Origin of the sequence: Aminobacter sp. LjRoot7, assembly GCF_964252895.1 — a bacterium.
Classification (GTDB): Bacteria; Pseudomonadota; Alphaproteobacteria; order Rhizobiales; family Rhizobiaceae; genus Aminobacter; species Aminobacter aminovorans_B.
In genome coordinates this window covers 582,893-606,436 of record NZ_CAXUPX020000003.1, presented here as the reverse complement: position 1 = coordinate 606,436, position 23,544 = coordinate 582,893, and the positions used below count along the sequence as shown (strand labels likewise).

The 23,544-nt window shown below is 61.3% G+C and carries 24 protein-coding genes; 23 read left to right on the top strand and 1 reads right to left on the bottom strand.

The annotated features are described in order from the left end of the window. The first annotated feature begins 33 nt into the window (after positions 1–33). The 5 genes from rplL to ACSQ3E_RS12515 all read left to right on the top strand — a co-directional run bounded on the left by rplL (position 34) and on the right by ACSQ3E_RS12515 (position 11,936). The gene (gene rplL / locus ACSQ3E_RS12535; protein ID WP_310328513.1) at positions 34–408 is read left to right on the top strand and encodes a 50S ribosomal protein L7/L12; all 375 of its coding nucleotides are present in this window, start codon (positions 34–36) and stop codon (positions 406–408) included. A gap of 204 nt (positions 409–612) precedes the next feature. Continuing rightward, positions 613–4,746 carry a DNA-directed RNA polymerase subunit beta gene (gene rpoB, locus ACSQ3E_RS12530; RefSeq protein ID WP_436122917.1) on the top strand — a complete coding sequence of 1,378 codons (4,134 nt, stop codon included), beginning with the start codon at positions 613–615 and terminating at the stop codon, positions 4,744–4,746. 175 nt (positions 4,747–4,921) lie between these two features. Continuing rightward, positions 4,922–9,118, top strand: coding sequence for a DNA-directed RNA polymerase subunit beta' (gene rpoC, locus ACSQ3E_RS12525; RefSeq protein ID WP_310328518.1), 4,197 nt, complete (start codon positions 4,922–4,924; stop codon positions 9,116–9,118). A gap of 135 nt (positions 9,119–9,253) precedes the next feature. Further along, positions 9,254–10,348 (top strand): esterase-like activity of phytase family protein, encoded by a 1,095-nt coding sequence (locus ACSQ3E_RS12520; protein WP_436122916.1) that lies wholly within the window; start codon positions 9,254–9,256, stop codon positions 10,346–10,348. A gap of 166 nt (positions 10,349–10,514) precedes the next feature. Beyond that, positions 10,515–11,936 carry an APC family permease gene (locus ACSQ3E_RS12515; RefSeq protein WP_310328523.1) on the top strand — a complete coding sequence of 474 codons (1,422 nt, stop codon included), beginning with the start codon at positions 10,515–10,517 and terminating at the stop codon, positions 11,934–11,936. A 33-nt stretch (positions 11,937–11,969) separates the two neighbouring features. Here the strand turns inward: ACSQ3E_RS12515 and ACSQ3E_RS12510 are convergent, their stop codons facing one another. After that, on the bottom strand, positions 11,970–12,251 hold the full coding sequence (locus ACSQ3E_RS12510) for a transcriptional regulator (protein WP_310328525.1): 282 nt from the start codon (positions 12,249–12,251) through the stop codon (positions 11,970–11,972). 475 nt (positions 12,252–12,726) lie between these two features. Here ACSQ3E_RS12510 and rpsL point away from each other — a divergent pair, with 475 nt between their 5' ends. The 18 genes from rpsL to rplE all read left to right on the top strand — a co-directional run bounded on the left by rpsL (position 12,727) and on the right by rplE (position 23,544). Further along, positions 12,727–13,098: a 30S ribosomal protein S12 gene (rpsL, locus tag ACSQ3E_RS12505; protein WP_008837709.1), complete on the top strand. Its 372-nt coding sequence runs from the start codon at positions 12,727–12,729 to the stop codon at positions 13,096–13,098. A 77-nt stretch (positions 13,099–13,175) separates the two neighbouring features. Then, entirely contained in the window at positions 13,176–13,646 is a 471-nt protein-coding gene (rpsG, locus tag ACSQ3E_RS12500; RefSeq protein ID WP_067961877.1) for a 30S ribosomal protein S7, read from the top strand. Positions 13,647–13,678: 32 nt separating this feature from the next. Next, positions 13,679–15,769 (top strand): elongation factor G, encoded by a 2,091-nt coding sequence (gene fusA, locus ACSQ3E_RS12495; protein ID WP_310328541.1) that lies wholly within the window; start codon positions 13,679–13,681, stop codon positions 15,767–15,769. A 67-nt stretch (positions 15,770–15,836) separates the two neighbouring features. Further along, complete coding sequence (tuf, locus tag ACSQ3E_RS12490) at positions 15,837–17,012, top strand: elongation factor Tu (RefSeq protein ID WP_067961853.1); 1,176 nt, start codon at positions 15,837–15,839, stop codon at positions 17,010–17,012. 64 nt (positions 17,013–17,076) lie between these two features. Then, complete coding sequence (gene rpsJ, locus ACSQ3E_RS12485) at positions 17,077–17,385, top strand: 30S ribosomal protein S10 (RefSeq protein WP_006205468.1); 309 nt, start codon at positions 17,077–17,079, stop codon at positions 17,383–17,385. Between the two features lie 58 nt (positions 17,386–17,443). Then, on the top strand, positions 17,444–18,154 hold the full coding sequence (gene rplC / locus ACSQ3E_RS12480) for a 50S ribosomal protein L3 (RefSeq protein ID WP_310328546.1): 711 nt from the start codon (positions 17,444–17,446) through the stop codon (positions 18,152–18,154). Continuing rightward, the gene (rplD, locus tag ACSQ3E_RS12475) at positions 18,154–18,774 is read left to right on the top strand and encodes a 50S ribosomal protein L4 (protein WP_115732105.1); all 621 of its coding nucleotides are present in this window, start codon (positions 18,154–18,156) and stop codon (positions 18,772–18,774) included. Before rplC ends, rplD begins: the two co-directional genes overlap by 1 nt. Further along, complete coding sequence (locus ACSQ3E_RS12470; RefSeq protein WP_067961884.1) at positions 18,771–19,064, top strand: 50S ribosomal protein L23; 294 nt, start codon at positions 18,771–18,773, stop codon at positions 19,062–19,064. Before rplD ends, ACSQ3E_RS12470 begins: the two co-directional genes overlap by 4 nt. Before the next feature lie 22 nt (positions 19,065–19,086). Further along, positions 19,087–19,920, top strand: a complete 834-nt coding sequence (gene rplB, locus ACSQ3E_RS12465) for a 50S ribosomal protein L2 (RefSeq protein ID WP_115732104.1) — start codon at positions 19,087–19,089, stop codon at positions 19,918–19,920. A gap of 15 nt (positions 19,921–19,935) precedes the next feature. Further along, entirely contained in the window at positions 19,936–20,214 is a 279-nt protein-coding gene (rpsS, locus tag ACSQ3E_RS12460) for a 30S ribosomal protein S19 (protein ID WP_055976414.1), read from the top strand. Between the two features lies 1 nt (position 20,215). Continuing rightward, complete coding sequence (rplV, locus tag ACSQ3E_RS12455; RefSeq protein ID WP_055976417.1) at positions 20,216–20,605, top strand: 50S ribosomal protein L22; 390 nt, start codon at positions 20,216–20,218, stop codon at positions 20,603–20,605. After that, complete coding sequence (gene rpsC / locus ACSQ3E_RS12450) at positions 20,605–21,324, top strand: 30S ribosomal protein S3 (RefSeq protein WP_067961888.1); 720 nt, start codon at positions 20,605–20,607, stop codon at positions 21,322–21,324. Before rplV ends, rpsC begins: the two co-directional genes overlap by 1 nt. A gap of 27 nt (positions 21,325–21,351) precedes the next feature. Then, positions 21,352–21,765, top strand: coding sequence for a 50S ribosomal protein L16 (gene rplP / locus ACSQ3E_RS12445; RefSeq protein ID WP_055976423.1), 414 nt, complete (start codon positions 21,352–21,354; stop codon positions 21,763–21,765). 13 nt (positions 21,766–21,778) lie between these two features. Next, complete coding sequence (rpmC, locus tag ACSQ3E_RS12440; protein WP_018427849.1) at positions 21,779–21,979, top strand: 50S ribosomal protein L29; 201 nt, start codon at positions 21,779–21,781, stop codon at positions 21,977–21,979. A gap of 11 nt (positions 21,980–21,990) precedes the next feature. Then, on the top strand, positions 21,991–22,230 hold the full coding sequence (rpsQ, locus tag ACSQ3E_RS12435; protein ID WP_115732103.1) for a 30S ribosomal protein S17: 240 nt from the start codon (positions 21,991–21,993) through the stop codon (positions 22,228–22,230). 68 nt (positions 22,231–22,298) lie between these two features. Continuing rightward, complete coding sequence (gene rplN / locus ACSQ3E_RS12430; protein WP_006205457.1) at positions 22,299–22,667, top strand: 50S ribosomal protein L14; 369 nt, start codon at positions 22,299–22,301, stop codon at positions 22,665–22,667. A 12-nt stretch (positions 22,668–22,679) separates the two neighbouring features. Beyond that, a complete protein-coding gene (rplX, locus tag ACSQ3E_RS12425) occupies positions 22,680–22,994 on the top strand; it encodes a 50S ribosomal protein L24 (RefSeq protein WP_115732102.1) in 315 nt (104 codons plus the stop codon). Next, complete coding sequence (rplE, locus tag ACSQ3E_RS12420) at positions 22,987–23,544, top strand: 50S ribosomal protein L5 (protein ID WP_115732101.1); 558 nt, start codon at positions 22,987–22,989, stop codon at positions 23,542–23,544. Before rplX ends, rplE begins: the two co-directional genes overlap by 8 nt.

Sequence of the window (23,544 nt, the reverse complement as noted above, 5' to 3'; positions counted from 1 at the left end):
ACTCACGTTCGAACTGATTGAAGGAATAGAAAAATGGCTGATCTCGCAAAGATCGTTGACGACCTGTCGGCCCTGACCGTCCTCGAGGCGGCTGAGCTGTCGAAGCTCCTCGAAGAGAAGTGGGGCGTTTCGGCTGCAGCTCCTGTGGCTGTTGCTGCTGCTGGCGGCGGCGCTGCTGCTGCACCGGTCGAAGAGAAGACCGAGTTCGATGTCGTCCTGGCAGCTGCCGGCGACAAGAAGATCGAAGTCATCAAGGAAGTCCGCGCCATCACCGGCCTGGGCCTCAAGGAAGCCAAGGACCTCGTCGAAGGCGCTCCGAAGACCGTCAAGGAAGGCGTTTCGAAGGCTGACGCCGAGAAGCTCAAGGCTCAGCTGGAAGCAGCTGGCGCCAAGATCGAGCTTAAGTAAGCTCACGGTTTCGGTGGGCGGCCTCGTTGCCGCCCACCGGCTCCCGTGACCCGGGGGATGTGTGGGGAACCTATTTCCTGATGGCCGCAAGCGGCTTTCAGGAAACGGGTTTTCGCCCGTTTTGGATAGGCCGCCGCCGAGGCGGCGCGAATGCAAGGTGAGCATTAGCGACGCTCACCCCAAGAAAGGCAGCAAGGAGCGACGATGGCCCAGGTCCAGACTTTCAATGGCCGCAGACGCGTACGCAAGTTCTTCGGAAAGATCCCGGAAGTTGCGGAGATGCCGAACCTCATCGAGGTTCAGAAGGCATCCTACGATCAGTTCCTCATGGTGGACGAGCCCAAGGGCGGCCGTCCCGATGAAGGACTGCAGGCCGTTTTCAAGTCGGTCTTCCCGATTTCTGATTTCTCCGGCGCGTCGATGCTGGAATTCGTCAAGTATGAGTTCGAAGCACCAAAGTTCGACGTCGACGAGTGCCGTCAGCGCGATCTGACCTTCGCTGCGCCGCTCAAGGTGACGCTGCGCCTCATCGTGTTCGATATTGACGAGGACACCGGCGCGAAGTCGATCAAGGACATCAAGGAGCAGGACGTCTACATGGGCGACATGCCGCTCATGACGTCCAACGGCACCTTCATCGTCAACGGCACCGAGCGCGTCATCGTTTCGCAGATGCATCGTTCGCCGGGCGTCTTCTTCGATCACGACAAGGGCAAGTCGCACTCGTCGGGCAAGCTTCTGTTTGCCGCGCGTGTCATCCCTTACCGTGGTTCGTGGCTCGACATCGAGTTCGACTCCAAGGACATCGTCCACGCCCGTATCGACCGTCGCCGCAAGATTCCGGTGACGTCGCTGCTGATGGCGCTTGGCATGGACGGCGAAGAGATCCTGTCGACCTTCTACAACAAGATCACCTACAAGAAGTCGGGCGACCACTGGCGCATCCCGTTCTCGGTCGACCGTTTCCGCGGCCTCAAGGCTGTCGGCGACCTGGTTGACGCCGACACCGGCGAGATCGTTGTCGAAGCCGGCAAGAAGATCACCGCACGTCAGGCCAAGCAGCTTGCCGAAAAGGGCCTCAAGGCGATCAAGGCGACCGAAGACGATCTCTTCGGCAGCTACCTCGCCGAGGACATCGTCAACTACGCCACCGGCGAGATCTTCCTCGAAGCCGGCGACGAGATCGACGAAAAGACCCTCAAGGTTCTGCTCGCGGCTGGCGAAGAAGAGATCAAGATTCTCGACATCGACCACATCAACGTCGGCGGCTACATCCGCAACACGCTGACCGTCGACAAGAACGAGAGCCGCCAGGACGCCCTGTTCGACATCTACCGTGTCATGCGCCCGGGCGAGCCGCCCACCATCGACACGGCGGAAGCGATGTTCAACTCGCTGTTCTTCGACAGCGAGCGCTACGACCTGTCGGCTGTCGGCCGCGTCAAGATGAACATGCGCCTCGAGCTCGACGCTGAAGACACCGTCCGTGTCCTGCGCAAGGATGACATCCTTGCCGTGGTAAGGACGCTTGTCGAACTGCGCGACGGCAAGGGCGAAATCGACGACATCGACAACCTCGGCAACCGCCGTGTCCGTTCGGTCGGCGAGCTGATGGAAAATCAGTACCGCGTCGGTCTGCTCCGGATGGAGCGCGCGATCAAGGAACGCATGTCCTCGATCGAGATCGACACGGTCATGCCGCAGGACCTGATCAACGCCAAGCCGGCGGCTGCCGCCGTGCGTGAGTTCTTCGGCTCCTCGCAGCTGTCGCAGTTCATGGATCAGACCAACCCGCTGTCGGAGATCACCCACAAGCGTCGTCTTTCGGCGCTTGGACCTGGTGGTCTGACCCGCGAGCGCGCTGGCTTTGAAGTCCGCGATGTGCACCCGACCCACTACGGCCGTATCTGCCCGATTGAGACGCCGGAAGGCCCGAATATCGGTCTGATCAACTCGCTGGCTACCTTCGCACGCGTCAACAAGTACGGCTTCATCGAGAGCCCGTACCGCAAGATCGTCGATGGCACGCTGACCAATGAGGTCGTCTATCTCTCGGCTATGGAAGAGGCCAAGCACTTCGTTGCCCAGGCCAACGCCGAGCTGGACAAGGACGGCCACTTCGTCGACGAGTTCGTCATTTGCCGTAACGCCGGCGAAGTGATGATGGCGCCGCGCGAAAACGTCGACCTTATGGACGTTTCGCCCAAGCAGATGGTGTCGGTCGCAGCAGCGCTGATCCCGTTCCTGGAAAACGACGACGCCAACCGCGCTCTGATGGGCTCGAACATGCAGCGTCAGGCCGTGCCGCTGGTGCGCGCCGAGGCTCCATTCGTCGGTACCGGCATGGAGCCGATCGTTGCCCGTGACTCTGGCGCTGCCATCGGCGCTCGCCGCGGCGGTATCGTCGACCAGGTCGACGCGACCCGTATCGTTATCCGTGCGACCGAAGACCTCGATCCGGGCAAGTCCGGCGTCGACATCTACCGCCTGATGAAGTTCCAGCGTTCGAACCAGAACACCTGCATCAACCAGCGTCCGCTGGTTCGTATGGGCGACCGGGTCAACAAGGGCGACATCATCGCTGACGGTCCGTCGACCGAGCTCGGCGATCTGGCTCTCGGCCGTAACGTGCTCGTCGCGTTCATGCCGTGGAACGGTTACAACTACGAGGACTCGATCCTGCTCTCCGAGCGCATCGTGGCCGACGACGTCTTCACCTCGATCCACATCGAGGAGTTCGAGGTCATGGCGCGCGATACGAAGCTCGGGCCTGAGGAAATCACGCGCGACATTCCGAACGTTTCGGAAGAAGCGCTGAAGAACCTCGACGAAGCCGGTATCGTCTACATCGGCGCGGAAGTTGCTCCTGGCGACATCCTCGTCGGCAAGATCACGCCGAAGGGCGAAAGCCCGATGACGCCGGAAGAGAAGCTTCTGCGCGCCATCTTCGGTGAAAAGGCGTCCGACGTCCGTGACACCTCCATGCGCATGCCGCCCGGAACCTTCGGCACCGTCGTCGAAGTGCGCGTCTTCAACCGCCACGGCGTGGAGAAGGACGAACGCGCCATGGCGATCGAGCGCGAGGAAATCGAGCGTCTCGCCAAGGACCGTGACGACGAGCAGGCGATCCTCGATCGCAACGTCTACAGCCGCCTGAGCGACATGCTCATCGGCAAGGACGCGATTGCCGGACCGAAGGGCTTCAAGAAGAGCTCGACCGTCGCCAAGGAGACGCTGGACGACTATCCGCGTTCGCAGTGGTGGCAGTTCGCCGTCGAAGACGAGAAGATGCAGGGTGAGCTCGAAGCTCTCCGCGGCCAGTACGACGACTCCAAGAAGCAGCTCGAGCAGCGCTTCATGGACAAGGTCGAGAAGGTGCAGCGCGGCGACGAGATGCCGCCCGGCGTGATGAAGATGGTCAAGGTCTTCGTTGCGGTGAAGCGCAAGATGCAGCCCGGCGACAAGATGGCCGGCCGTCACGGCAACAAGGGTGTCGTGTCGCGTATCGTTCCGGTCGAGGACATGCCGTTCCTCGAAGACGGCACGCATGCTGATATCGTGCTCAACCCGCTCGGCGTGCCTTCGCGCATGAATGTCGGCCAGATTCTGGAAACGCATCTGGGCTGGGCATGCGCAGGCATGGGCAAGAAGATCGGTGAGCTGATCGAGGCGTACAAGTCTGGTGGCGATATCAAGCCGCTGCGCGAGACGCTCGAGAGCTTCATTCCGGCCAACGACCGCAACGAGCCGGTCCGCGATTACGACGACGAGAGCATCGTTCGCCTCAGCGAGCAGATGAAGCGTGGCGTCTCGATTGCGACCCCCGTGTTCGACGGCGCGCATGAAGCCGACATCAACATCATGTTGGAGCAGGCGGGTCTTCATACCTCCGGCCAGTCGCAGTTGTACGATGGCCGTACGGGTGAGCCGTTCGACCGCAAGGTGACCATGGGCTACATCTACATGCTCAAGCTTCACCACCTGGTCGACGACAAGATCCACGCCCGTTCGATCGGACCGTACTCGCTCGTTACCCAGCAGCCGCTGGGCGGCAAGGCGCAGTTCGGTGGCCAGCGCTTCGGCGAAATGGAGGTCTGGGCGCTCGAGGCTTACGGCGCCGCCTACACGCTGCAGGAAATGCTGACCGTGAAGTCGGACGACGTGGCCGGCCGTACCAAGGTCTACGAGGCGATCGTGCGCGGCGACGACACGTTCGAAGCGGGCATCCCCGAGAGCTTCAACGTTCTCGTCAAGGAAATGCGTTCGCTGGGCCTCAACGTCGAGCTTGAGAACACCAAGGTCGACGAAAACCACCGGCTGCCAAACGCTGCCGAGTAAGCACTAAAGGCGCGCCGCGGGATTTTCCCGCGGCGTCGCCGCTGAGCACGATCCCCAAGGTTGGGTACTGATCGCGCTCTTCGATGAGAATTCTTCGGCGATGGCCGAAAGCAGGCGGGCGCTCTGGCCCGCACAAGATGAAAGGGGCTTTCGTGGCCCCGAAAAGGAGAACGGCATGAACCAAGAGGTCATGAATCTCTTCAACCCCCAGGCGCCTGCGCAGGTGTTCGATTCCATCCGGATTTCGCTCGCCAGCCCTGAGAAGATTCTGTCCTGGTCGTTCGGCGAAATCAAAAAGCCGGAGACGATCAACTACCGCACCTTCAAGCCGGAGCGTGACGGGCTGTTCTGCGCCCGTATCTTTGGCCCGATCAAGGACTACGAGTGCCTGTGCGGCAAGTACAAGCGCATGAAGTACAAGGGCGTCATCTGCGAAAAGTGCGGCGTGGAAGTGACGCTGTCGCGCGTTCGCCGCGAGCGCATGGGCCACATTGAGCTCGCAGCGCCCGTCGCCCACATCTGGTTCCTGAAGTCACTGCCGAGCCGCATCGGTACGCTGCTCGACATGACGCTCAAGGATATCGAGCGCGTCCTGTATTTCGAGAACTACATCGTCACCGAGCCGGGCCTGACCGCGCTCAAGGAGCACCAGCTCCTTGGCGAGGAAGAGTACCAGATCGCCGTCGACGAGTATGGCGAGGACAGCTTCACCGCCATGATCGGCGCTGAGGCCATCCACGACCTGCTCGCTTCGATGGATCTCGAAAAGATCGCTGGCGATCTGCGTTCGGAGCTCGCGACGACGACGTCGGAACTGAAGCAGAAGAAGTATCTCAAGCGCCTCAAGGTGGTTGAGAACTTCATGGAATCGGGCAACCGCCCCGAGTGGATGATCATGAAGGTCGTGCCGGTGATCCCGCCGGACCTGCGTCCGCTGGTCCCGCTGGATGGCGGCCGCTTTGCGACGTCCGACCTGAACGATCTCTATCGCCGCGTCATCAACCGTAACAACCGCTTGAAGCGCCTGATCGAGCTCCGTGCGCCGGGGATCATCATCCGCAACGAGAAGCGCATGCTGCAGGAGGCCGTCGACGCACTGTTCGACAACGGCCGCCGTGGCCGCGTCATCACCGGTGCCAACAAGCGTCCGCTGAAGTCGCTGTCCGACATGCTCAAGGGCAAGCAGGGCCGCTTCCGTCAGAACCTGCTCGGCAAGCGCGTCGACTATTCCGGCCGTTCGGTCATCGTGACCGGTCCGGAGCTCAAGCTGCACCAGTGCGGCCTGCCGAAGAAGATGGCGCTCGAGCTGTTCAAGCCGTTCATCTACGCCCGCCTCGACGCCAAGGGTTACTCCTCGACCGTCAAGCAGGCCAAGAAGCTGGTCGAGAAGGAAAAGCCGGAAGTCTGGGATATCCTCGACGAGGTCATCCGCGAGCATCCGGTCCTGCTCAACCGCGCACCGACGCTGCACCGCCTGGGCATCCAGGCCTTCGAACCCACTCTGATCGAAGGCAAGGCAATCCAGCTGCACCCGCTCGTCTGCACGGCCTTCAACGCCGACTTCGACGGCGACCAGATGGCTGTCCACGTTCCGCTGTCGCTCGAGGCTCAGCTCGAAGCACGCGTGCTGATGATGTCGACCAACAACATCCTGCACCCGGCTTCCGGCGCGCCGATCATCGTGCCGTCGCAGGACATGGTTCTCGGTCTCTACTATCTCTCGATCGTCAACCAGAACGAGCCGGGCGAGGGCATGGTGTTTGCCGACATGGGCGAACTCCAGCACGCGCTTGAGACCAAGGCTGTCACGCTGCACGCCAAGATCAAGGGTCGCTTCCGCACGGTCGACGCCGAAGGCAATGTCGTGTCCAAGATCCACGACACGACGCCGGGCCGCATGATCATCGGCGAACTGCTGCCGAAGAACGTCAACGTGCCGTACGACACCGCAAACCAGGAGATGACCAAGAAGAACATCTCCAAGATGATCGACACCGTCTACCGCCACTGCGGTCAGAAAGAGACGGTCATCTTCTGCGATCGCATCATGGCTCTCGGCTTCGCTCATGCCTGCCGCGCCGGCATTTCGTTCGGCAAGGACGACATGCTGATCCCGGATACCAAGGAAAAGCTGGTCGCCGACACCGAGGCTTTGGCCAAGGAATACGAGCAGCAGTACAATGACGGCCTGATCACTCAGGGCGAGAAGTACAACAAGGTCGTCGACGCCTGGGCCAAGTGCTCGGAAAAGGTCGCCGACGAAATGATGGCCCGCATCAAGGCGGTGGAGTTCGAGGACAACGGCCGTCAGAAGCCGATGAACTCGATCTACATGATGTCGCACTCCGGTGCGCGTGGTTCGCCCACCCAGATGCGCCAGCTCGCCGGCATGCGCGGCCTGATGGCCAAGCCGTCGGGTGAAATCATCGAGACGCCGATCATTTCCAACTTCAAGGAAGGTCTGACGGTTCTCGAGTACTTCAACTCGACCCACGGTGCCCGTAAGGGCCTCGCGGATACCGCTCTGAAGACGGCTAACTCCGGCTACCTGACCCGTCGTCTCGTCGACGTGGCGCAGGACTGCATCGTCAACTCGGTTGATTGCGGCACCGACAAGGGCCTCACCATGCAGCCGATCGTCGATGCCGGCCAGGTTGTCGCTTCGCTCGGCCTGCGTATCCTCGGCCGTACGTCGCTGGACGACATCAACCACCCCGTCACTGGCGATTTGCTGGTCAAGGGCGGTACGCTGATGGACGAACGCGACATCGAGGTCATCGAGAAGGCTGGCGTCCAGTCGGTCCGCATCCGTTCGGCCCTGACCTGCGAAGTCAAGGTCGGCGTCTGTGCGGTCTGCTACGGTCGCGACCTGGCACGCGGTACCCCTGTCAACCAGGGCGAAGCTGTCGGTGTCATTGCCGCGCAGTCGATCGGCGAGCCGGGCACGCAGCTCACCATGCGTACCTTCCACATGGGCGGTACCGCGCAGGTCGTGGACAGCTCGTTCCTTGAAGCCTCGTATGAGGGCAAGGTCGAGATCCGCAACCGCAACGTGGTTCGCAACTCCGACGGCAACCTTGTCGTGATGGGCCGCAACATGGCGATCCTGATCCTCGACGAAGCCGGCAAGGAGCGTGCCACGCACCGCGTCACCTATGGTTCGCGTATCTTCGTGGACGATGGCGACAAGGTGAAGCGCGGTCAGCGTATCGCCGAGTGGGACCCCTACACCCGTCCGATCCTCACCGAAATCGAAGGCCGCGTGGCGTTCGAGGATCTGGTCGACGGCATTTCCGTTCAGGAAACGGCCGACGAGTCGACCGGCATCACCAAGCGTGAGGTCATCGACTGGCGTTCGACCCCGCGTGGCAACGATCTGAAGCCCGCGATGGTCGTTCAGGACGCCAAGGGCAAGGTCGGCAAGCTGTCGAAGGGCGGCGATGCCCGCTTCCTGCTCTCGGTCGAGGCCATTCTTTCGGTCGAGCCGGGTGCACAGGTTCGTCCTGGCGACGTTCTGGCGCGTATCCCCATGGAAAGCGCGAAGACCAAGGACATCACCGGCGGTCTGCCGCGTGTTGCCGAACTCTTCGAAGCCCGCCGTCCGAAGGATCACGCCATCATCGCCGAGATCGACGGTACTGTCCGCTTCGGCCGCGACTACAAGAACAAGCGCCGCATCATCATCGAGCCGCATGACTCGACGCTTGAACCGGTCGAATACCTGATCCCGAAGGGCAAGCCGTTCCATCTCCAGGACGGCGACGCCATCGAAAAGGGCGACTACATCCTCGACGGCAACCCGGCGCCGCACGACATCCTGGCAATCAAGGGCGTGGAAGCTCTCGCTTCCTACCTCGTCAACGAAATCCAGGAAGTCTACCGACTGCAGGGCGTGTCGATCAACGACAAGCACATCGAGGTCATCGTTCGTCAGATGCTGCAGAAGGTCGAGATCACCGCACAGGGCGACTCGATCTACATCCCGGGCGATCATGTCGACGTCATCGAGTTCGACGAGATCAACGAGCGCCTGATCGAGGAAGGCAAGAAGCCTGCCGAAGGTCAGCCGGTCCTGCTCGGTATCACCAAGGCATCGCTGCAGACGCCGTCCTTCATCTCGGCCGCTTCCTTCCAGGAAACGACCAGGGTGCTGACGGAAGCTGCTGTCGCCGGCAAGACCGACATGCTGCAGGGCCTGAAGGAAAACGTCATCGTCGGCCGCCTTATCCCGGCCGGCACGGGCGGCATGATGAGCCAGATCCGGCGCATCGCCACCTCGCGCGACGAACTTATCCTCGACGAGCGCCGCAAGCTCTCGGGCGCGGAGATCGCCGAGCCGATCCTGACCGACATGGTCAACGCCGCTCAGTAAGAGCGTCGTCGCAAGGAACTGGAAAAGGGGGCTTCGGCCCCCTTTTTTCATTTCGGCGACACCCAGGCTTCATGCCGCTGTCAAATGCCGCCGCTAGCTATGCTGCTTCAACGCACATGCCAGGTGGCCGTCATCATGAAAAACGTCGTTTCCGCTCTTACTGCCCTGCTGGCCTCGGTGGCCATGCCCGCCCATTCTGAGGAAGCCGTACCGTTCAAGGCTACGCTGCTCGGCCAGGTCGTCCTGCCGACCGGACTGAAGATCGCGGGAACCGAGTTCGGCGGTATTTCCGGCCTCGACTACGACGCTGCGAGTGGGCTGTTCTACGCTATTTCGGACGACCGCTCGGAGCGCGCGCCGGCGCGGCTCTACACACTGAAGCTTGCCGTCGACGGCAAGGGCGTCCACGGCATCGACATCGTTTCGAGCGCGGAATTGCGCAACGCCGAGGGTGCTGCCTTCGCCAAGAAGGACGTCGACCCCGAGGCAATCCGCTTCGACGCCTCGGCAAATCGCATCTTCTGGTCGAGCGAGGGCGATGCAGCCGGACGGCCGGCGATCTATGAAGCCAAGGCCGACGGCAGCCACGTCAGGAGCTTCGCCATTCCCGAGGCCTACCTGCCTGATGCCGACAAGACGCGCGGCGTGCGTGGCAACCTATCGTTTGAAAGCCTCGCCATTTCGCCCGACGGCAAGACCCTTTGGGCGGGAACCGAAAATGCGCTGGTGCAGGACGGCGAAAAGGCGACGCTAGAGGCTGGCAGCCCGTCGCGCATCATCGGCTTCGACATCGCCAGCGGCGCCGTCGCGGCCGAGTACGTCTATGACAACGGGCCGATCTTCACCAAGGCGACCCAGGACCCGTTTTACAATGACAACGGCCTCTCCGAATTCATGTTCTTCGGACCCGATGAGCTTCTGACGATCGAACGTTCCTTCGCGCTCGGCATCGGCAGCGAGATCAATTTCTACCTGGCGAGCTTCTCCGGTGCGACCGATGTCAAAGGTTCTGCCTCGATCAAGGACGTTGCGGCAAAGGCGATGTCCAGGCGCAAGGTGCTGAAGATAGGCGAGGGCGACTTCGGCCTCGACATCGACAACATCGAGTCGGTGACATGGGGGCCGGAAGTCGACGGCCAGCGCACCTTGGTCATTGCCTCCGACAACAACTTCAACCCGGAGCAGTTCACCCAGTTCGTCGTGCTGAAACTGGACTCCGCCACGAATTGACAGGCGTGGGGCCGGTCGACCGCTACGTGTCGATCCTTCCAGGAGCCGCCGGAGTGATCCGGCGGTTTTTAGCAAGGATTTGCTAATGTATTGAGGCGGTTTGACATCGCGAACTTACGAAAATAGCCTCCTCCTTGAAGTGCATCAGCCCTGAGAGGAGTGCCCGATGACCGACGTCCCCTCCGACGCAAAAGGACAGGGGGTATCGGTAGAGCCGAGCCTCCATCGCGTGATGGGCCCCTGGCTCCTTCTGCTCTTCATCGTCGGTGACATATTGGGAACCGGCATCTATGCGCTGACCGGCCAGGTGGCCAAACAGGTCGGCGGCGTGGTCTGGCTGCCGTTCCTTGTCGCCTTCATCGTCGCCGTCATCACCGCCTTCAGCTATCTTGAGCTGGTCACCAAATATCCGAAGGCGGCCGGTGCTGCTCTTTATGCGCACAAGGCCTTCGGCATCCATTTCATCACCTTCATCGTGGCTTTCGCCGTGATGTGCTCGGGTATCACCTCGGCGTCGACGGCCTCGCGCGCCTTTGCCGCCAACCTGTCGGGTGCTTTCGATCTCGGCCTCACCGGCACCTATGGCATCACGCTGATCGGCTTGGCATTCATGGCGGTCGTCGCCGCCGTGAACTTTCGTGGCGTCGGCGAGAGCGTCAAAGCCAATGTCGTGCTGACCTGTGTCGAGTTCACCGGCCTGATGATCATCATCGTCATCGGCCTGTGGGCGATCGGTGCGGGCGAGGGCGATGTCTCCCGCATCACCCAGTTCCATTCGGCACCCGACCGCAGCGCCTTCTGGTCGGTGATCGCTGCCACCACGCTCGCCTTCTTCGCGATGGTCGGCTTCGAGGACTCGGTCAACATGGCCGAGGAGTGCAAGGACCCGACGCGCATCTTCCCGAAGGTTCTGTTGACCGGCCTGCTAATCACCGGCGTGATCTACGTGCTCGTGTCGATCTCGGCGATCACCCTTGTGCCGCCGGAACAACTGGGCGAGGGCGAAACGCCATTGCTCAAGGTCGTCCAGGCCGGCGCGCCGAACTTCCCGGTCGAGATTTTCGGCTTCATCACCATGTTCGCCGTTGCCAACAGCGCGCTCATCAACATGCTGATGGCGAGCCGGCTGGTCTATGGCATGAGCCGCGAGCACGTGTTGCCGGAAGTGCTCGGCAAGGTACACGCTTCACGCCGCACGCCTTACATTGCGATCGGCTTCACCACCTTGCTCGCCTTCGCGCTCATTACCTTCGTCGGCGAGGTTCCGGCACTGGGCGGCACGACGGCACTGCTGTTGCTCTGCGTCTTCACCGTGGTCAACATTGCGGTGCTGGTGCTGCGCAAGGACACGGTCGGGCACGATCATTTCCGTACGCCGACGCTGTTGCCGATCCTGGGGGCCGTGGCTTGCGCCTTCTTCGCCGGGCCATGGACCGGGCGCGATCCCGTTCAATACAAGATCGCCGGTATCCTGATCGGCATCGGCGTGGTGTTGTGGTTCGTGACCGTGCTGGTCAACCGTGCCACCGGGCAGAAGCCCGCCGAACCTGACATGGCTGACATCGGCGGGGCAGGGCCGGTAAACTGACCGCTGTCTATATACAGGCGAGGTGCGCGGCCGTCAGAAAGGCTCGTTGAAGGTGACGATCGAGACCTCGCCTTCGAGCGCGCCCTGATAGGCGGAGATGTGCGGCTCGTCGTCGGGTTCGCCCTGCATGTCGCCGATCTGGTCGAGCTCGGCTTCGGCGTAACCTTCCTTGGCAAGTGCGTCGAGCGCCGAGCGAACGGCGGTGTCGTCGTCGGGCGCGACCAGCATGATGTGCACGCCTTCCGGCTTGCCGCCCTTCTTGCGCCAGACTCGGCCTGTGATGATTGTCACGGGCCGTTCGTCGTTGTCGTTCATAGTGATTCCCTGGAACTAGATTCGTTTGCGGGGGGATTCGCCCCGGTTTCCCCGATTTTCGCACGAAGGCGGGGTGCAAGACAGAACAAACAGCCTTATAAATTGGCTTCGAACCCATGTTGCAGTGCAATATAGTTGCTGCAAGCCCTTCAACCCGCCCGAAGCCCCGGTTTCGTTAAGGTTTTTAAGGGGACGGGCTTGACGGTTGGCGGTCATGCGAGTAGATACCGCCTCGTCTGAGCCGATGTGAGGTTGGCTTTTCCGAAGCGACGTGCTTTGGAGTTCACCTCAAACAGGGTTCGTTTTTTACGAGCGAGAAGACATTTCCGGCGTGCATGAAGCGGATTCGCTTCCTCTGCCTTTGTTCGGGCAAGACCGCAAAACGCGGTTTGGGGCCCGAATTCGCGTATGGATTTTGCGCTTGAAGCCGCCCCGAACGGGCTTGAGACACGGAATTGAGAGACAAGAGGGTTTAATGCCTACCGTCAACCAGCTGATCCGCAAGCCGCGCATTGCGCCGGTGAAGCGCAACAAGGTTCCGGCCATGCAGGCCAACCCGCAGAAGCGGGGCGTTTGCACGCGCGTCTATACGACGACGCCGAAGAAGCCGAACTCGGCTCTGCGTAAGGTCGCTAAGATTCGCCTGACCAATGGCTTTGAAGTGATCGGCTACATCCCCGGCGAAGGCCACAACCTTCAGGAGCACTCCGTGGTCATGATCCGCGGCGGCCGCGTGAAGGATCTTCCGGGTGTGCGCTATCACATCATCCGCGGCGTGCTCGACACGCAGGGCGTGAAGAACCGCAAGCAGCGCCGTTCGAAGTACGGTGCGAAGCGTCCGAAGTAATTCGGGTTCTGCAATTTAGGCGCTGCGCGAGGTTCTCCGCGTAATAGAGCGTCGGCCAAGTTTGAGAGACAAGAACCATGTCACGTCGTCACAGTGCAGATAAGCGCGAAATCAACCCGGATCCCAAGTTCGGCGATCTCGTTGTCACCAAGTTCATGAATGCCGTCATGTATGACGGCAAGAAGTCGATCGCCGAAACGATCGTCTACGGTGCGCTTGACCAGGTTCAGGCCAAGACCAAGCAGGAGCCGGTCACCGTCTTCCATCAGGCGCTCGACAACGTCGCGCCGCACGTGGAAGTGCGTTCGCGTCGTGTTGGCGGCGCCACCTACCAGGTTCCGGTCGATGTGCGCCCCGAGCGCCGTCAGGCTCTCGCCATTCGCTGGCTGATCACTGCTGCCCGCAACCGCAACGAGACCACCATGGTCGACCGCCTCTCGGGCGAGCTGATGGATGCGGCGAACAACCGCGGCACGGCCGTCAAGAAGCGTGAAGACACCCACAAGATGGCGGAAGCCAACCGCGCCTTCGCGCACTACCGCTGGTAATAGCGCGACCGAACGACTGAGAGGCACCTCCCATGGCCCGCGAATACAAGATCGAAGACTACCGCAATTTCGGTATCATGGCGCATATCGACGCCGGCAAGACCACGACCACCGAGCGCATCCTTTATTACACGGGCAAGTCGCACAAGATCGGCGAAGTCCATGACGGCGCTGCCACCATGGACTGGATGGAGCAGGAGCAGGAGCGCGGCATCACGATCACGTCTGCTGCGACCACGACCTTCTGGAAGGGCCGTGACGGCAAGCAGCGCCGCTTCAACATCATCGACACCCCAGGCCACGTCGACTTCACCATTGAAGTCGAGCGTTCGCTGCGCGTTCTCGACGGCGCCATCGCGCTGCTCGATGCCAACGCGGGTGTTGAGCCGCAGACCGAGACCGTGTGGCGCCAGGCGGACAAGTATCACGTCCCGCGCATGATCTTCTGCAACAAGATGGACAAGATCGGCGCCGATTTCTATCGCTCGTACGATATGATCAAGTCGCGTCTCGGTGCGACCGCCGTTGCCGTTCAGCTGCCGATCGGTGCTGAGTCCGAGTTCAAGGGTGTCGTCGATCTGATCGAGATGAACGCGCTCGTCTGGCGCGACGAGAGCCTGGGCGCTGCCTGGGACGTCGTCGAGATCCCGGAAGACCTCAAGGCCAAGGCTGAAGAGTTCCGCGAAAAGATGATCGAGACCGCCGTCGAAATGGACGAGACGGCTCTCGAGAACTACCTCGAAGGCAAGATGCCCTCGAACGACGAACTGCGCGCGCTGATCCGCAAGGGCACCATCGCCGTCAAGTTCTTCCCGATGTTCTGCGGCTCGGCCTTCAAGAACAAGGGCGTTCAGCCGCTGCTCGACGGCGTCGTCGAGTTCCTGCCTTCGCCGCTCGACGTTCCAGCCATCAAGGGCATCGATGCCAAGACCGAAGCCGAGATCGAGCGTCATGCCGACGACAGCGAGCCGCTGTCGATGCTGGCCTTCAAGATCATGAACGATCCGTTCGTCGGTTCGCTGACCTTCTGCCGCATCTACTCGGGCAAGGTGGTCAAGGGCGCTTCGCTCGAAAACACCGTCAAGGGCAAGAAGGAGCGTCTCGGCCGTATGCTGCAGATGCACTCGAACTCGCGTTCGGACATCGAAGAAGCATTCGCTGGCGACATCGTCGCTCTGGCCGGCCTCAAGGAAACGACCACCGGCGACACGCTCTGCGATCCGCTGCACCCGGTCATCCTTGAGCGCATGGAATTCCCCGAGCCGGTCATCCAGATCGCGATCGAGCCGAAGACCAAGGGCGACCAGGAAAAGATGGGCCTCGCGCTCAACCGCCTGGCTGCTGAAGATCCTTCGTTCCGCGTCAAGTCGGACGAAGAGTCGGGTCAGACCATCATCGCCGGCATGGGCGAGCTGCACCTCGACATCATCGTCGACCGCATGCGTCGCGAGTTCAAGGTCGAGGCGAACGTCGGCGCGCCGCAGGTTGCGTATCGCGAGACGATCACCCGCACCCACGAGCAGGACTACACCCACAAGAAGCAGTCGGGTGGTACCGGTCAGTTCGCTCGCGTCAAGATCGTGTTCGAGCCGAACCCCGAGGGCGAAGATTTCGTCTTCGAATCGAAGATCGTCGGCGGTGCTGTTCCGAAGGAATACATCCCGGGCGTCGACAAGGGCCTCCGCAGCGTTCTGTCGTCGGGTCCGTTCGCGGGCTTCCCGATGATCGGCGTCAAGGCGACGCTCATCGACGGCGCCTACCACGACGTCGACTCGTCGGTTCTCGCCTTCGAAATCGCCGGCCGCGCCTGCCTTCGCGAAGCCGCTCCGAAGCTGGGTGTCCAGCTGCTCGAGCCGATCATGAAGGTCGAAGTCGTGACGCCGGAAGACTACGTCGGTAACGTCATCGGCGACTTGAACAGCCGTCGTGGCCAGATCCAGGGCCAGGAAAGCCGTGGTATCGCCGTCGTCGTCAACGCGATGGTGCCGCTGGCAAACATGTTCAAGTACGTGGACAGCTTGCGTTCGATGTCTCAGGGCCGCGCCCAGTACACGATGCAGTTCGACCACTACGAGCCGGTTCCGACCGCGGTCGCTCAGGAAGTTCAAAAGAAATACGCGTAATTCCAACGAATTGCAGCGTTTTATTAATTCAACGCCCTTATCGGGCTAGCAAGAATGGAGACCTCACATGGCAAAAGGTAAATTCGAGCGTAATAAGCCTCATGTGAACATCGGCACGATTGGTCACGTTGACCACGGCAAGACGTCGCTGACGGCGGCGATCACGAAGTATTTCGGCGAGTTCAAGGCCTACGACCAGATCGACGCAGCGCCTGAAGAGAAGGCCCGCGGCATCACCATTTCGACCGCACACGTCGAATACGAGACGCCTGCTCGTCACTACGCCCACGTCGACTGCCCAGGCCACGCCGACTACGTCAAGAACATGATCACTGGTGCTGCCCAGATGGACGGCGCGATCCTGGTCGTGTCGGCTGCCGACGGCCCGATGCCGCAGACCCGCGAGCACATCCTGCTCGCCCGTCAGGTTGGTGTTCCCGCCCTCGTCGTGTTCCTGAACAAGGTCGACCTGGTCGACGACGCCGAGCTGCTCGAACTGGTCGAGCTCGAAGTTCGCGAGCTGCTGTCGAAGTACGAGTATCCGGGCGACGACATTCCGATGATCAAGGGTTCGGCTGTTGCTGCGCTCAACGATTCGGACAAGAAGATCGGCGAAGACGCGATCCGCGCGCTGATGGAAGCCGTCGACGCCTACATCCCGACGCCTGAGCGTCCGATCGACCGTCCGTTCCTGATGCCGATCGAAGACGTGTTCTCGATCTCGGGTCGCGGTACTGTTGTCACCGGTCGTGTCGAGCGCGGCATCGTCAAGGTTGGCGAAGAAGTCGAGATCGTCGGCATCAAGGCAACCTCGAAGACCACCGTCACCGGCGTTGAAATGTTCCGCAAGCTGCTCGACCAGGGCCAGGCTGGCGACAACATCGGCGCGCTGATCCGTGGCGTTGGCCGTGAAGACGTCGAGCGCGGCCAGGTGCTGTGCAAGCCGGGTTCGGTGAAGCCGCACAAGAAGTTCGTGGCTGAAGCCTACATCCTGACCAAGGAAGAGGGTGGCCGTCACACGCCGTTCTTCACCAACTACCGTCCGCAGTTCTACTTCCGCACGACCGACGTGACCGGCATCGTGTCGCTGCCGGAAGGCACCGAGATGGTCATGCCCGGCGACAACATCACCGTCGACGTCGAGCTGATCGTTCCGATCGCCATGGAAGAGAAGCTCCGCTTCGCTATCCGTGAAGGTGGCCGCACCGTCGGCGCCGGCATCGTCGCTTCGATCAAAGAATAATCCGAATTAACGATCTGTCGCGGGCGGGAATACGCCCGCGCCGCGCCAGAACAAGGAAGTGACCATGAACGGACAGAATATCCGCATCCGCCTCAAGGCGTTTGACCACCGGGTTCTCGACGCTTCGACGCGTGAGATCGTGTCGACCGCGAAGCGCACCGGCGCCAATGTTCGCGGCCCGATCCCGCTGCCGACGCGGATCGAGAAGTTCACGGTGAACCGCTCGCCGCACGTCGATAAGAAGAGCCGCGAGCAGTTCGAAATGCGCACGCACAAGCGTCTGCTGGACATCGTCGATCCGACCCCGCAGACCGTCGATGCTCTGATGAAGCTCGACCTCGCAGCAGGTGTCGACGTCGAAATCAAGCTCTAAGAGCTAACATGAGCCGCGCGAGCAGATCCAAACGGCTCCTCTGAAGGAAAACGAACCGATGCGTTCAGGTGTAATTGCACAGAAGGTGGGAATGACCCGCGTCTATAATGACGCTGGCGAACACGTTCCCGTCACCGTTCTCCGCATGGAGAACTGCCAGGTCGTGGCACAGCTGACCAAAGAGAAGAATGGCTACACCGCCGTTCAGCTCGGCGTTGGCCTGGCCAAGGTCAAGAATACGACGAAGGCGTTGCGCGGTCACTTCGCTGCCGCTTCCGTCGAGCCGAAGTCGAAGGTTGCCGAGTTCCGCGTCTCCGCAGACAACATGCTGGACGTTGGCGCCGAGATCACCGTAGAGCATTTCGTCGCCGGCCAGAAGGTCGACGTGACGGGCACGACGATCGGTAAGGGCTTCCAGGGCGTCATCAAGCGTCACCACTTCGGTGGTGGCCGCGCTACCCACGGTAACTCGGTCTCGCACCGTACGCACGGTTCGACTGGTCAGCGCCAGGATCCGGGCAAGGTGTTCAAGGGCAAGAAGATGGCCGGCCACATGGGCGACGTTCGCGTCACCACCCAGAACGTGGAAGTCGTCTCGACCGACACCGATCGCGGTCTCATCCTGATCCGCGGTGCGGTTCCGGGTTCGAAGGGTGCATGGATCCTGGTTCGCGACGCCGCAAAGGTTGCGCTTCCTGAGAACGCGCCGAAGCCGGCCGCGATCCGCGCTGCCAGCAACAAGGCTCCGGCCAACGAGGGAGCGGAATAATGGACCTCAAGATTACAACCCTCGCAGGCAAAGATGCCGGCAAGGTTGAGCTCTCGGAAGAGATCTTCGGCCTCGACCCGCGCGAAGACGTTCTCCAGCGCGTCGTGCGCTGGCAGCTCGCCAAGAAGCAGCAGGGCACGCACAAGGCCAAGGGTCGCGCGGAAATCGCGCGCACCGGCGCCAAGATGTACAAGCAGAAGGGTACGGGCCGCGCTCGTCACCATTCGGCACGCGCTCCGCAGTTCCGGGGCGGCGGCAAGGCCCACGGCCCGGTCGTTCGCAGCCACGAGCATGACCTTCCCAAGAAGGTTCGCGCTCTTGGCCTGAAGCACGCACTCTCGGCCAAGGCCAAGGCATCGAACCTGATCATCGTCGACGAGCTGACGCTCGCCGAGGGCAAGACCAAGGCGCTGCTCGCGAACTTCGCGACGCTGGGCCTGACCAACGCCCTGGTGATCGGTGGCGCCGAGCTTGACGTCAACTTCAAGCGCGCAGCGACCAACATCCCGAACATCGATGTCCTGCCGATCCAGGGCATCAACGTTTACGACATTCTGCGCCGCGGCACGCTGGTCCTTTCGAAGGCCGCCGTCGAGGCTCTCGAGGAGCGCTTCAAATGACGGATCTCCGCCACTATGACGTGATCGTCAGCCCGGCGATCACCGAAAAGTCGACCATGGCTTCGGAAAACAACCAGGTCGTCTTCAATGTCGCCAAGAAGGCGAGCAAGCCCGAGATCAAGGCTGCCGTCGAAGCGCTGTTCGGCGTGAAGGTGACTGCTGTGAACACCCTGGTCCGCAAGGGCAAGGTGAAGCGCTTCCGCGGCACGATCGGCCGCCAGAGCGACGTCAAGAAGGCGGTAGTGACGCTGGCTGATGGCCAGTCGATCGACGTCGCGACGGGTCTCTGAGCTGGGCTGAGAGGACAGGACAATGGCACTAAAGAAATTCAAGCCAGTAACGCCGAGCACGCGCCAGCTGGTCATCGTCGACCGCTCGGGTCTGCATAAGGGCAAGCCCGTCAAGGGTCTGACCGAAGGCCTGACCAAGTCGGGCGGCCGTAACAACTACGGTCGCATCACGGCTCGCTTCATCGGCGGCGGTCACAAGCGTTCGTACCGCATCATCGACTTCAAGCGTCGCAAGTTCGACGTCGTCGGCACGGTCGAGCGTCTCGAGTACGATCCGAACCGCACCGCCTTCATCGCGCTGATCAAGTACGACGACGGTGAGCTGAGCTACATCATTGCTCCGCAGCGTCTGCAGGCCGGCGACAAGATCATCGCTGGTGAGCAGGTCGACGTGAAGCCGGGCAACGCAATGCCGCTCGCAGCAATGCCGGTCGGCACGATCGTCCACAACATCGAGCTGAAGCCCGGCAAGGGCGGCCAGGTCGCTCGTTCGGCTGGTGCTTACGCCCAGCTCGTCGGTCGTGACCAGGGCATGGCGATCCTTCGCCTCAACTCGGGTGAACAGCGCGTCGTCAGCGGTCTCTGCATCGCCACCGTCGGTGCCGTGTCCAACCCGGACCATGGCAACATCAACGACGGCAAGGCCGGCCGCACGGTCTGGCGTGGCAAGCGCCCGCACAACCGCGGCGTGACCATGAACCCGGTCGACCATCCGCACGGCGGTGGTGAAGGCCGCACCTCGGGCGGACGCCATCCGGTGACCCCGTGGGGCAAGCCCACCAAGGGCAAGAAGACGCGGTCCAACAAGGCGACCGACAAGTTCATCCTGCGCTCGCGCCATCAGCGCAAGAGCTAAGAAGAGGTAACGCCAGTGACTCGTTCAGTCTGGAAAGGCCCGTTCATTGACGGCTATCTGCTCAAGAAGGCAGAGAAGGTTCGTGAAGGCGGTCGCAATGAGGTGATCAAGATGTGGAGCCGTCGCTCCACCGTCCTGCCGCAGTTCGTCGGCCTCACCTTCGGTGTCTACAACGGCCAGAAGCACGTCCCGGTCTCGGTGAACGAGGACATGGTCGGCCACAAGTTCGGTGAGTTCGCTCCCACCAGGACCTACTACGGTCACGGCGCGGACAAGAAGGCAAAGAGGAAGTAACATGGGCAAGGCCAAAGCTCCGCGCAGGCTTGCTGACAACGAGGCACGTGCGGTCCTCCGCACGATCCGGGTCAGCCCGCAGAAGCTCAACCTCGTTGCCGCGCTTATCCGCGGCAAGAAGGTAGCGACCGCGCTTTCGGATCTGGAATTTTCGCGCAAGCGCATCGCCGGAACGGTTAAAAAGACCCTCGAATCGGCTATCGCCAACGCGGAAAACAATCACGACCTCGATGTCGATGCACTGGTGGTGGCGGAAGCCTTTGTCGGTAAGTCGATCGTCATGAAGCGTTTCCACGCTCGTGGCCGTGGTCGCGCCAGCCGTATTGAGAAGCCGTTTTCGCACCTCACGATCGTCGTTCGTGAAGTCGAAGAGAAAGGGGAGGCCGCATAATGGGCCAGAAAATCAATCCTATTGGTCTCCGCCTCGGCATCAACCGCACCTGGGACTCGCGTTGGTACGCAAACACCGGCGAATACGGCCAGCTGCTCCACGAAGACATCAAGATCCGCAAGTATCTTGAAGCCGAGCTGAAGCAGGCCGCGATCTCCAAGGTCGTGATTGAGCGTCCGCATAAGAAGTGCCGCGTGACCATTCACGCAGCACGTCCGGGCCTGATCATCGGCAAGAAGGGCGCCGACATCGAAAAGCTTCGCAAGAAGCTGATGGAGATGACGAAGTCCGAGACGCACCTCAACATCGTCGAGGTTCGCAAGCCGGAGACCGACGCTACGCTGGTCGCACAGTCGATCGCGCAGCAGCTCGAGCGCCGCATTGCCTTCCGTCGCGCCATGAAGCGCGCGGTGCAGTCGGCCATGCGCCTCGGCGCAGAGGGCATCCGCATCAACTGCTCGGGCCGCCTCGGCGGCGCTGAAATCGCTCGTATGGAGTGGTATCGCGAAGGTCGCGTTCCGCTGCACACCCTGCGCGCTGACGTCGACTACGGCACTGCCGAGGCAAAGACCGCCTACGGCATCTGCGGCGTCAAGGTCTGGGTGTTCAAGGGCGAGATCCTTGAGCACGATCCGATGGCTTCCGAGCGTCGCGCAACCGAAGGCGAGCATTCGCATGCTGGCGAGCGCCCTGAGCGCCGCCGTCGCGAAAACGCCTGACACGCATAGGAATTTGGAGTTAGAACGATGCTGCAGCCAAAGCGCACAAAGTTCCGTAAGCAGTTCAAGGGCCGCATCCACGGTACCGCGAAGGGTGGCACCAACCTGGATTTCGGCGGCTTCGGACTGAAGGCGCTTGAGCCAAACCGCGTCACCGCGCGTGAGATCGAGGCGGCTCGCCGCGCGATCACCCGCGAAATGAAACGTCAGGGCCGCGTCTGGATCCGTATTTTCCCAGACGTTCCGGTCACGTCGAAGCCGACCGAAGTCCGCATGGGTAAGGGCAAGGGCGCCGTCGACTACTGGGCATGCCGCATCAAGCCAGGTCGCGTGATGTTCGAGATCGATGGTGTCTCCGAGGAAGTGGCGCGTGAAGCGCTGCGTCTTGGCGCTGCCAAGCTCTCGGTCAGGACGCGCTTCGTTCAGCGCATCGCAGAATAAGGAAGGGCTGATCATGAAAGCCTCGGACATCAGGACGAAGACCCAGGACCAGCTCACCGACGAGCTCGCCAGCCTCAAGAAGGAGCAGTTCAACCTGCGCTTCCAGAAGGCGACCGGTCAGCTGGAAAAGACGGCGCGCGTGAAACAGGTCCGTAAGGATATCGCGCGTATCAAGACCATCGCCGCCGAAAAATCGGCCGGCAAGAAGGCTTAAGGACGAAAACCATGCCAAAGCGCATCCTGCAGGGTACGGTCGTCAGCGACAAGAACGAGAAGACGGTCGTCGTCAAGGTCGAGCGTCGCTTCACGCACCCGGTGATGAAGAAGACCGTGCGTATGTCGAAGAACTACAAGGCGCACGACGAAAACAACGCCCACAAGGTTGGCGATCAGGTGGCTATCCAGGAATCGAAGCCGATTTCCAAGGATAAGCGCTGGGTCGTCATTACCCCGGACCAGGCGTAACAACGAATTTTGGACAAGCCGGGGAGGGCGGTAGCCCATCCCGTTAGAGAAGAAGAAGGCGGCCAGTCATGATTCAGATGCAAACAAACCTCGACGTCGCGGATAATTCCGGCGCCCGTCGTGTCATGTGCATCAAGGTGCTGGGCGGCTCGAAGCGGAAGTATGCTTCTGTTGGCGACATCATCGTGGTGTCGATCAAGGAAGCCATTCCGCGCGGCCGCGTAAAGAAGGGTGACGTGATGAAGGCGGTCGTGGTTCGCACGGCCAAGGACATTCGTCGTCCGGACGGCAGCGTGATCCGTTTCGACAAGAACGCGGCCGTTCTTGTCGATAACAAGAAAGAACCTATCGGCACGCGTATCTTCGGGCCGGTTCCGCGCGAACTCCGCGCCAAGAACCACATGAAGATCATCTCGCTCGCGCCCGAAGTGCTGTAAGGAGCCGGAACAATGCAGAAGATCCGTAAAGGCGACAAGGTTGTCGTTCTGGCCGGCAAGGACAAGGGCCGCACCGGCGAGGTGCTGTCCGTCCAGCCGAAGGAAGACAAGGCACTTGTCCGCGGCGTGAACATGATCCGCCGCCACCAGAAGCAGTCCCAGACCCAAGAGGGCGGGATCATCACGAAGGAAGCGCCGATCCACCTGTCGAACCTCGCGCTCGCCGACCCCAAGGATGGCAAGCCGACCCGCGTCGGTTTCCAGGTCCAGAAGGACGGCACGAAGGTGCGTGTCGCCAAGCGCTCGGGAGAAGTCATCAATGGCTAAGGCAACCAACGAGCCGCGTCTGAAGAAGGTCTACAATGAGACCATCCGCCAGGCGATGCAGGAACAGTTCAAGTACGACAACGTCATGCAGATCCCGCGCATCGACAAGATCGTGCTCAACATGGGTGTTGGCGAAGCCACTGCGGACTCGAAGAAGCCCGCCGTTGCCGCTGAAGACCTGGCGATGATCGCCGGTCAGAAGCCGGTCATCACCCGCGCCCGCAAGTCGATCGCCGGCTTCAAGGTGCGTGAGCAGATGCCGATCGGGGCCAAGGTGACGCTCCGCCAGGAGCGCATGTACGAGTTTCTGGACCGTCTCGTGAACATCGCACTGCCGCGCGTTCGCGACTTTCGCGGTCTGAACCCGAAAAGCTTTGACGGCCGCGGAAATTACGCTATGGGCCTCAAGGAGCATATCGTGTTCCCCGAGATCAACTACGACAAGGTTGATCAGATGTGGGGTATGGACATCATCGTTTGCACGACCGCCAAGACGGACGAAGAAGCCCGGGCTCTGCTCAAGGCCTTCAACTTCCCCTTCCGGCAGTAA

Coding starts and splice junctions, on each gene's coding strand:
- rplL (WP_310328513.1), top strand. CDS start 34: ATGGCTGATCTCGCAAAGATCGTTGACGACCTGTCGGCCCTGACCGTC.
- rpoB (WP_436122917.1), top strand. CDS start 613: ATGGCCCAGGTCCAGACTTTCAATGGCCGCAGACGCGTACGCAAGTTC.
- rpoC (WP_310328518.1), top strand. CDS start 4,922: ATGAACCAAGAGGTCATGAATCTCTTCAACCCCCAGGCGCCTGCGCAG.
- ACSQ3E_RS12520 (WP_436122916.1), top strand. CDS start 9,254: ATGAAAAACGTCGTTTCCGCTCTTACTGCCCTGCTGGCCTCGGTGGCC.
- ACSQ3E_RS12515 (WP_310328523.1), top strand. CDS start 10,515: ATGACCGACGTCCCCTCCGACGCAAAAGGACAGGGGGTATCGGTAGAG.
- ACSQ3E_RS12510 (WP_310328525.1), bottom strand. CDS start 12,251: ATGAACGACAACGACGAACGGCCCGTGACAATCATCACAGGCCGAGTC.
- rpsL (WP_008837709.1), top strand. CDS start 12,727: ATGCCTACCGTCAACCAGCTGATCCGCAAGCCGCGCATTGCGCCGGTG.
- rpsG (WP_067961877.1), top strand. CDS start 13,176: ATGTCACGTCGTCACAGTGCAGATAAGCGCGAAATCAACCCGGATCCC.
- fusA (WP_310328541.1), top strand. CDS start 13,679: ATGGCCCGCGAATACAAGATCGAAGACTACCGCAATTTCGGTATCATG.
- tuf (WP_067961853.1), top strand. CDS start 15,837: ATGGCAAAAGGTAAATTCGAGCGTAATAAGCCTCATGTGAACATCGGC.
- rpsJ (WP_006205468.1), top strand. CDS start 17,077: ATGAACGGACAGAATATCCGCATCCGCCTCAAGGCGTTTGACCACCGG.
- rplC (WP_310328546.1), top strand. CDS start 17,444: ATGCGTTCAGGTGTAATTGCACAGAAGGTGGGAATGACCCGCGTCTAT.
- rplD (WP_115732105.1), top strand. CDS start 18,154: ATGGACCTCAAGATTACAACCCTCGCAGGCAAAGATGCCGGCAAGGTT.
- ACSQ3E_RS12470 (WP_067961884.1), top strand. CDS start 18,771: ATGACGGATCTCCGCCACTATGACGTGATCGTCAGCCCGGCGATCACC.
- rplB (WP_115732104.1), top strand. CDS start 19,087: ATGGCACTAAAGAAATTCAAGCCAGTAACGCCGAGCACGCGCCAGCTG.
- rplV (WP_055976417.1), top strand. CDS start 20,216: ATGGGCAAGGCCAAAGCTCCGCGCAGGCTTGCTGACAACGAGGCACGT.
- rpsC (WP_067961888.1), top strand. CDS start 20,605: ATGGGCCAGAAAATCAATCCTATTGGTCTCCGCCTCGGCATCAACCGC.
- rplP (WP_055976423.1), top strand. CDS start 21,352: ATGCTGCAGCCAAAGCGCACAAAGTTCCGTAAGCAGTTCAAGGGCCGC.
- rpmC (WP_018427849.1), top strand. CDS start 21,779: ATGAAAGCCTCGGACATCAGGACGAAGACCCAGGACCAGCTCACCGAC.
- rpsQ (WP_115732103.1), top strand. CDS start 21,991: ATGCCAAAGCGCATCCTGCAGGGTACGGTCGTCAGCGACAAGAACGAG.
- rplN (WP_006205457.1), top strand. CDS start 22,299: ATGATTCAGATGCAAACAAACCTCGACGTCGCGGATAATTCCGGCGCC.
- rplX (WP_115732102.1), top strand. CDS start 22,680: ATGCAGAAGATCCGTAAAGGCGACAAGGTTGTCGTTCTGGCCGGCAAG.
- rplE (WP_115732101.1), top strand. CDS start 22,987: ATGGCTAAGGCAACCAACGAGCCGCGTCTGAAGAAGGTCTACAATGAG.